4 protein-coding genes, 1 tRNA gene and 1 pseudogene are annotated in these 5,848 nt (G+C 64.1%); 3 read left to right on the top strand and 3 right to left on the bottom strand.

Annotated features, from left to right (window positions below):
- Window positions 1-245 (top strand): annotated as a pseudogene (locus AC1DYI_RS24645) (ABC transporter ATP-binding protein); the annotation flags it as partial.
- Between the two features lie 121 nt (window positions 246-366).
- The gene (locus AC1DYI_RS24640) at window positions 367-1,509 is read left to right on the top strand and encodes a branched-chain amino acid ABC transporter substrate-binding protein (protein ID WP_477206769.1); all 1,143 of its coding nucleotides are present in this window, start codon (window positions 367-369) and stop codon (window positions 1,507-1,509) included.
- A gap of 157 nt (window positions 1,510-1,666) precedes the next feature.
- On the opposite strand, the gene AC1DYI_RS24635 is transcribed toward AC1DYI_RS24640, so the two are convergent.
- The 3 genes from AC1DYI_RS24635 to AC1DYI_RS24625 form a co-directional block, all read right to left on the bottom strand.
- Window positions 1,667-1,756: transfer RNA gene (locus AC1DYI_RS24635), tRNA-Ser, on the bottom strand.
- Window positions 1,757-1,796: 40 nt separating this feature from the next.
- Window positions 1,797-2,726 carry an SPFH domain-containing protein gene (locus AC1DYI_RS24630; protein WP_477206768.1) on the bottom strand — a complete coding sequence of 310 codons (930 nt, stop codon included), beginning with the start codon at window positions 2,724-2,726 and terminating at the stop codon, window positions 1,797-1,799.
- A 36-nt stretch (window positions 2,727-2,762) separates the two neighbouring features.
- Window positions 2,763-3,200 (bottom strand): NfeD family protein, encoded by a 438-nt coding sequence (locus AC1DYI_RS24625; protein WP_477206767.1) that lies wholly within the window; start codon window positions 3,198-3,200, stop codon window positions 2,763-2,765.
- Window positions 3,201-3,319: 119 nt separating this feature from the next.
- On the opposite strand from AC1DYI_RS24625, the gene AC1DYI_RS24620 reads away from it, so the two are divergent.
- Window positions 3,320-5,578, top strand: a complete 2,259-nt coding sequence (locus AC1DYI_RS24620) for an Orn/Lys/Arg family decarboxylase (protein ID WP_477206766.1) — start codon at window positions 3,320-3,322, stop codon at window positions 5,576-5,578.
- Window positions 5,579-5,848: the final 270 nt, after the last annotated feature.

Here is a 5,848-nt window from a genome sequence, read left to right as displayed (position 1 = left end):
AGGTACTGCTGCTCGACGAGCCCAGCATGGGCCTCTCACCCATCATGGTCGACAAGATCTTCGAGGTCGTCGACACGATCCACAAGCAAGGCACCACCGTGCTGCTGGTCGAGCAGAACGCCAGCCGTGCGCTCAGCTTGGCCAACCGCGGCTACGTCATGGAGTCCGGCGAGGTCACCATGAGCGGGCCGGCCAAGCAACTGCTGGCAGACCCGAAGGTCCGCGCCGCCTACCTTGGCGAATAACGCCTAACTTTTCAGCGGGTCATACCAAAGGACCGGTGAGAGGCGACGCCCGCGCGCCTCTGCTTGGCCACAAGCCAGGCGTCATCGCATCCGCCAACCCACGACGGAGAGAGAGACCTCTATGAAGTTCAATCTGAACTGGAGCGTTGCCGCGATCAGCCTGGCGTTTGCCGGCACCGCGATGGCTGAAGATGTGGTCGTCAAGATCGGCCATGTGGGGCCGACCAGCGGTGCAATTGCCCACCTGGGCAAGGACAACGAGAACGGCGCCCGCATGGCYATCGATGARCTCAACGCCAAGGGCGTGACCATCGGCGGCAAGAAGGTCAAGTTCGAGCTGCTGGCTGAAGATGATGCAGGCGACCCGAAGCAAGGCACCGCTGCCGCGCAGAAGCTGGTCGACTCCAAGGTCAACGGCGTGATCGGCCACCTGAACTCGGGCACCTCCATCCCGGCTTCGAAGGTCTACTCCGACGCTGGCATCCCGCAGATCAGCCCCTCGGCRACGAACCCCAAGTTCACCCGCCAAGGCTTCAAGACCACCTTCCGCGTGGTGGCTGACGACGTGCACCTGGGTGGCACGCTGGGCCGTTATGCCGTGACCGARCTCAAGGGCAAGACGATYGCCGTGATCGACGACCGCACGGCCTATGGCCARGGTGTGGCCGACGAGTTCGAAAAGGGCGTGAAGGAAAAGGGCGGCGCGATCGCCAAGCGCGAGTTCACCAACGACAAGGCAACGGACTTCACCGCCATCCTGACCAGCATCAAGGCTGCCAAGCCTGACGTCGTGTTCTACGGCGGCATGGACGCGGTGGCCGGCCCGATGATCCGCCAGATGAAGCAACTGGGCATCACCGCCAAGTTCATGGGTGGCGACGGCATCTGCTCRGGCGAACTGCCCAAGCTGGCCGCAGGYGCCATGGCCGACGGCCAAGTGGTGTGCGCGGAAGCCGGCGGCGTCGAAGGCGCTCAGAAGACGGCCATGGACAAGTTCAAGGTCGACTTCAAGAAGAAGTTCAACGCCGAYGTGCAGATCTACGCCCCGTACGTCTAYGACGCCACGATGGTGATGGTCGACGCGATGGTCAAGGCCGGYTCCGCCGAGCCCGCCAAGTACCTGCCGGTGCTGGCCAAGACCAGTGGCTACAAGGGCGTGACCGGCACGATCGCCTTTGACGAAAAGGGCGACATCAAGAACGGCGCGCTGACCCTGTTCACCTACAAGGGTGACAAGCGCGAGCAGATCGCTGTGGTGCGCTGATCCCCTTCAGCCCCCAACGCGAAAGCCGCCTTCGGGCGGCTTTTTCTTTGCCTGCGCAAACTCTGCTGCGATAGATTGGTCTCGCATTCAACCTGCTTCGGGACAGAAAAACAAAAAGGCCCCTTCGCACATCGCAAGGGGCCTTCAGCATATTGATTGGCGGAGGGGGCGGGATTCGAACCCGCGGTGGGGATTAGCCCACACACGCTTTCCAGGCGTGCGACTTAAACCGCTCATCCACCCCTCCGCAGAGGCAGCCGGGCATTCTAGCCCATGGATTGACCAGTTCAGCGTRTGCTGGCTGGGTGAGTCGCAGGGCTGCGCATCAAGGCCATCGCGCTGGCCACCAGCGCTGACACCTCGGTCATGTTGCCGGGCACGATCATCGTGTTGTTCTTCTGCGCCAGTTGGGCATAGGCCTCGACGGCTTTTTCGGCCACCTTCAGCTGCACGGCTTGCTCGCCGCCCGGTGACTGAATCGCCGCGGCGACCTGGCGGATCGCGCCGGCCGTGGCTTCAGCCACCGCCAGAATCGCAGCGGCCTCGCCTTGTGCCTTGTTGATCTCGGCTTGCTTCTGGCCCTCTGAGCGGGCGATGAAGGCCTCGCGCTCGCCGGTGGCGATGTTGATCTGCTCTTGGCGGCGACCTTCGGACGCGGCGATCAGCGCGCGCTTCTCGCGCTCGGCGGTGATCTGCGCCTGCATCGAGTGCAGGATGGCGGCCGGCGGCGTCAGGTCCTTGATTTCATAACGCAGCACCTTGACGCCCCAGTTCAGCGCCGCCTCGTCCAGCGCGGCAACGACCGAGCCGTTGATGATCTCGCGCTCCTCGAAGGTGCGGTCCAGCTCCATCTTGCCGATCACGCTGCGCAGCGTGGTTTGCGCCAGTTGCGTGATGGCCAGGATGTAGTTCGACGAGCCGTAGCTCGCGCGCATCGCGTCGGTCACCTGGAAGTACAGGATGCCGTCGACGGTAAGTTGCGTGTTGTCGCGGGTGATGCAGATCTGGCTCGGCACATCGAGCGGAATTTCTTTCAGCGAATGCCGGTAGGCCAGGCGGTCGACGAAGGGCACGAGGATGTTCAGACCCGGCGCCAGCGTGGCGTGGTAGCGACCCAGGCGTTCGACGACCCAGGCGTTCTGCTGCGGAACCACCTTCACCGAGCGTGCGATGAACAGCACTGCGATGAAGAAGACGATCAGGGCAACGATTTCCATCAGGCTTCCTTGAAGTGGATCGGTGGTCGGACGGATTCAGCCGGTGGCGCGGTCTAGCACCAACTGCGAGCCCTCGACCGCGACGATGACATGCTCGCCCGGCGTCGGTACGCCGCTGCCGGCGTAGCGGGCGCTCCAGGCCGCGCCGCGGTGGGTGATGCGCGCCTGCCGGTCGGCGCCCCAGGCGGGCACCTGCACGCGCGAGCCCACGTCGATGTTCAGGTCTGGGTTCTCGGCGGCACGCGGCCCGGCCGGTTGGCTCAGCCGGCGGCGGTGCCACAACGCCACACCGGCGCCGCCAATGACCGCGGCCGTCACCAACTGGCCGGTGAAGGGCAGGCCGGCATGGGCCGCCAGCGCCCCGGCGGCCGTGCCGATGGCCACCATCAAGAGGTAGAAGGTGCCGGTAACCAGCTCCAGCGCCACCAGCACGCCGGTGGCCACCCACCAGGCTGTCGAATGGTCCCAGTTCATCGTCGCCTCCTGCTGTGGCGGCGCCTGTTGGTTTTGGCGCCACTTGTCAACTTGGGGCCATTCATCGGCCCTACACTTCGCGCTTTCCATTTTCCGCCAGCCCAACCGAGGCCGCCGCCATGCAGCGCTTTTCTTTTCCCATCGTGATCATCGATGAGGACTTCCGTTCCGAGAACACCTCGGGTCTGGGCATACGCGCGCTGGCCGAGGCGATGCAGAAAGAAGGCTTCGAGGTGATCGGCGTCACCAGCTATGGCGACCTGTCGCAGTTCGCTCAGCAGCAAAGCCGCGCCAGCGCCTTCATCCTGTCGATCGACGACGAGGAATTCACCCCCGGCCCCGAGCTGGACCCGGCGGTGCTGAACCTGCGCAAGTTCATCGAGGAGATCCGGTTCCGCAATGCCGAGATTCCGATCTATCTGTACGGCGAAACGCGCACCTCGCAGCACATCCCGAACGACATCCTGCGCGAGTTGCACGGCTTCATCCACATGTTCGAGGACACGCCGGAGTTCGTGGCTCGCCACATCATCCGCGAGGCCAAGAGCTACCTCGGCTCGCTGGCGCCGCCGTTCTTTGCCGCGCTGGTCGACTACGCGCAAGACGGCTCGTACTCGTGGCACTGCCCGGGCCACTCGGGCGGCGTGGCTTTCCTGAAAAGCCCGATCGGGCGGATGTTCCACCAGTTCTTCGGCGAGAACATGCTGCGGGCCGACGTCTGCAACGCCGTGGAAGAGTTGGGTCAGCTGCTGGACCACACAGGCCCGGTGGCGGCGAGCGAGAAGAACGCGGCGCGCATCTTCAATGCCGACCATTGCTTCTTCGTCACCAACGGCACTTCGACCAGCAACAAGATGGTCTGGCACCACAACGTGGCGCCTGACGATGTGGTGCTGGTCGACCGCAATTGCCACAAGTCGATCCTGCACTCGATCATCATGACCGGCGCGGTGCCGGTGTTCCTGACCCCGACGCGCAACCACTACGGCATCATTGGCCCGATCCCCGAGAGCGAGTTCACCAAGGCGTCGATCCAGAAGAAGATCGCCAAGCACCCGCTGCTGCAAGGCGTGGATGCCAAGACGGTGCGGCCGAAGATCCTGACCGTCACGCAGAGCACCTACGACGGTGTGCTCTACAACACCGAGACGATCAAGGGCAAGCTCGACGGCTGGGTCGACACGCTGCATTTCGACGAGGCCTGGCTGCCGCACGCCGCGTTTCACAAGTTCTACGCCACCTACCATGCGATGGGGCGCGGCGGCGCGCGGCCGAAGCAGGCGATGGTCTATGCGACCCAGTCGACCCACAAGCTGCTGGCCGGCATCAGCCAGGCCTCGCAGGTGTTGGTGCAGGAGTCGCAGACTGTGCACCTGGACCGCGACCTCTTCAACGAGGCGTACCTGATGCACACCTCGACCTCGCCGCAGTACGCGATCATTGCCTCGTGCGATGTGGCGGCGGCGATGATGGAGCCGCCAGGCGGCACCGCCTTGGTCGAAGAGAGCCTCCGTGAGGCGCTGGACTTCCGCCGCGCGATGCGCAAGGTCGATGCCGACTACGGCAAGGACTGGTGGTTCAAGGTCTGGGGCCCGGACAAGYTGACCGACGAAGGCATCGGCAAGCAGGAAGACTGGGTGCTGAAGGCCAATGCCAAGTGGCACGGCTTCGGCGCCATGGCGGCCGGCTTCAACATGCTGGACCCGATCAAGTCCACCATCATCACGCCGGGGATGGACATGTCCGGCAAGTTTGCCAAGACGGGCATTCCGGCGTCGATCGTCACCAAGTTCCTCGCCGAGCATGGCGTGGTGGTCGAGAAGACGGGCCTGTACTCGTTCTTCATCATGTTCACCATCGGCATCACCAAGGGCCGCTGGAACACGCTGTTGACCGCACTGCAGCAGTTCAAGGACGACTACGACCGCAACCAGCCGCTGTGGCGCATCCTGCCCGAGTTCTGCGCGGCCCACCCGCGCTACGAGCGCATGGGCCTGGCCGACCTGAGCAATGGCATCCACGAGATGTACGCCAAGGGCGACATCGCCCGCCTGACGACCGAGATGTACCTGTCGGACCTGCAGCCGGCGATGAAGCCCAGCGACGCGTTCGCCAACATCGCGCGCCGTCGTATCGAGCGGGTGGAGATCGACAAGCTCGAGGGCCGCATCACGACCTCGCTGCTGACGCCTTACCCGCCGGGCATCCCGCTGCTGATTCCGGGTGAGCGCTTCAACAAGAAGATCGTCGATTACCTGCGTTTCACACGCGCCTTCAACAAGGCCTTCCCCGGCTTTGACACCGACGTGCACGGCCTGGTGGCGGAAGACCTACCGAACGGCGACAAGCGCTATTGCGTGGATTGCGTGCGCGACTGATCAACGCGCCAGGCGCACCGCCCAAGAAAAAGGCTCTTTGCGCATTGAGTAGTGACAGGCGCAGGCCATGAGCCAGTGGAAGTGCATCGTGCCAGGTAGACGGCGGCAAGCCGGGTTCCCTGGAGAAGGCGATGCAGGAACAAGACTGGAAGCGGTGGTTGAAGCGGTTGCACGAGCTCAGCGCTCGGCAGCGCCAGGCGCTGATGGCGCAGTTGCACACACCGGACGAGGGCGAGCGGGTTCTGGCTCAGATTGACCAGGCGGGCGAAG

This window comes from Ideonella sp. P3_A4 (assembly GCF_056403075.1).
Note: the sequence above shows the minus strand (reverse complement) of the source record. Positions and strands in the feature narration are given on the sequence as shown.

Excerpts from the sequence above, each read along its gene's own strand:
- AC1DYI_RS24625 (WP_477206767.1), bottom strand. The coding sequence starts at position 3,200 with ATGAACTGGGACCATTCGACAGCCTGGTGGGTGGCCACCGGCGTGCTG.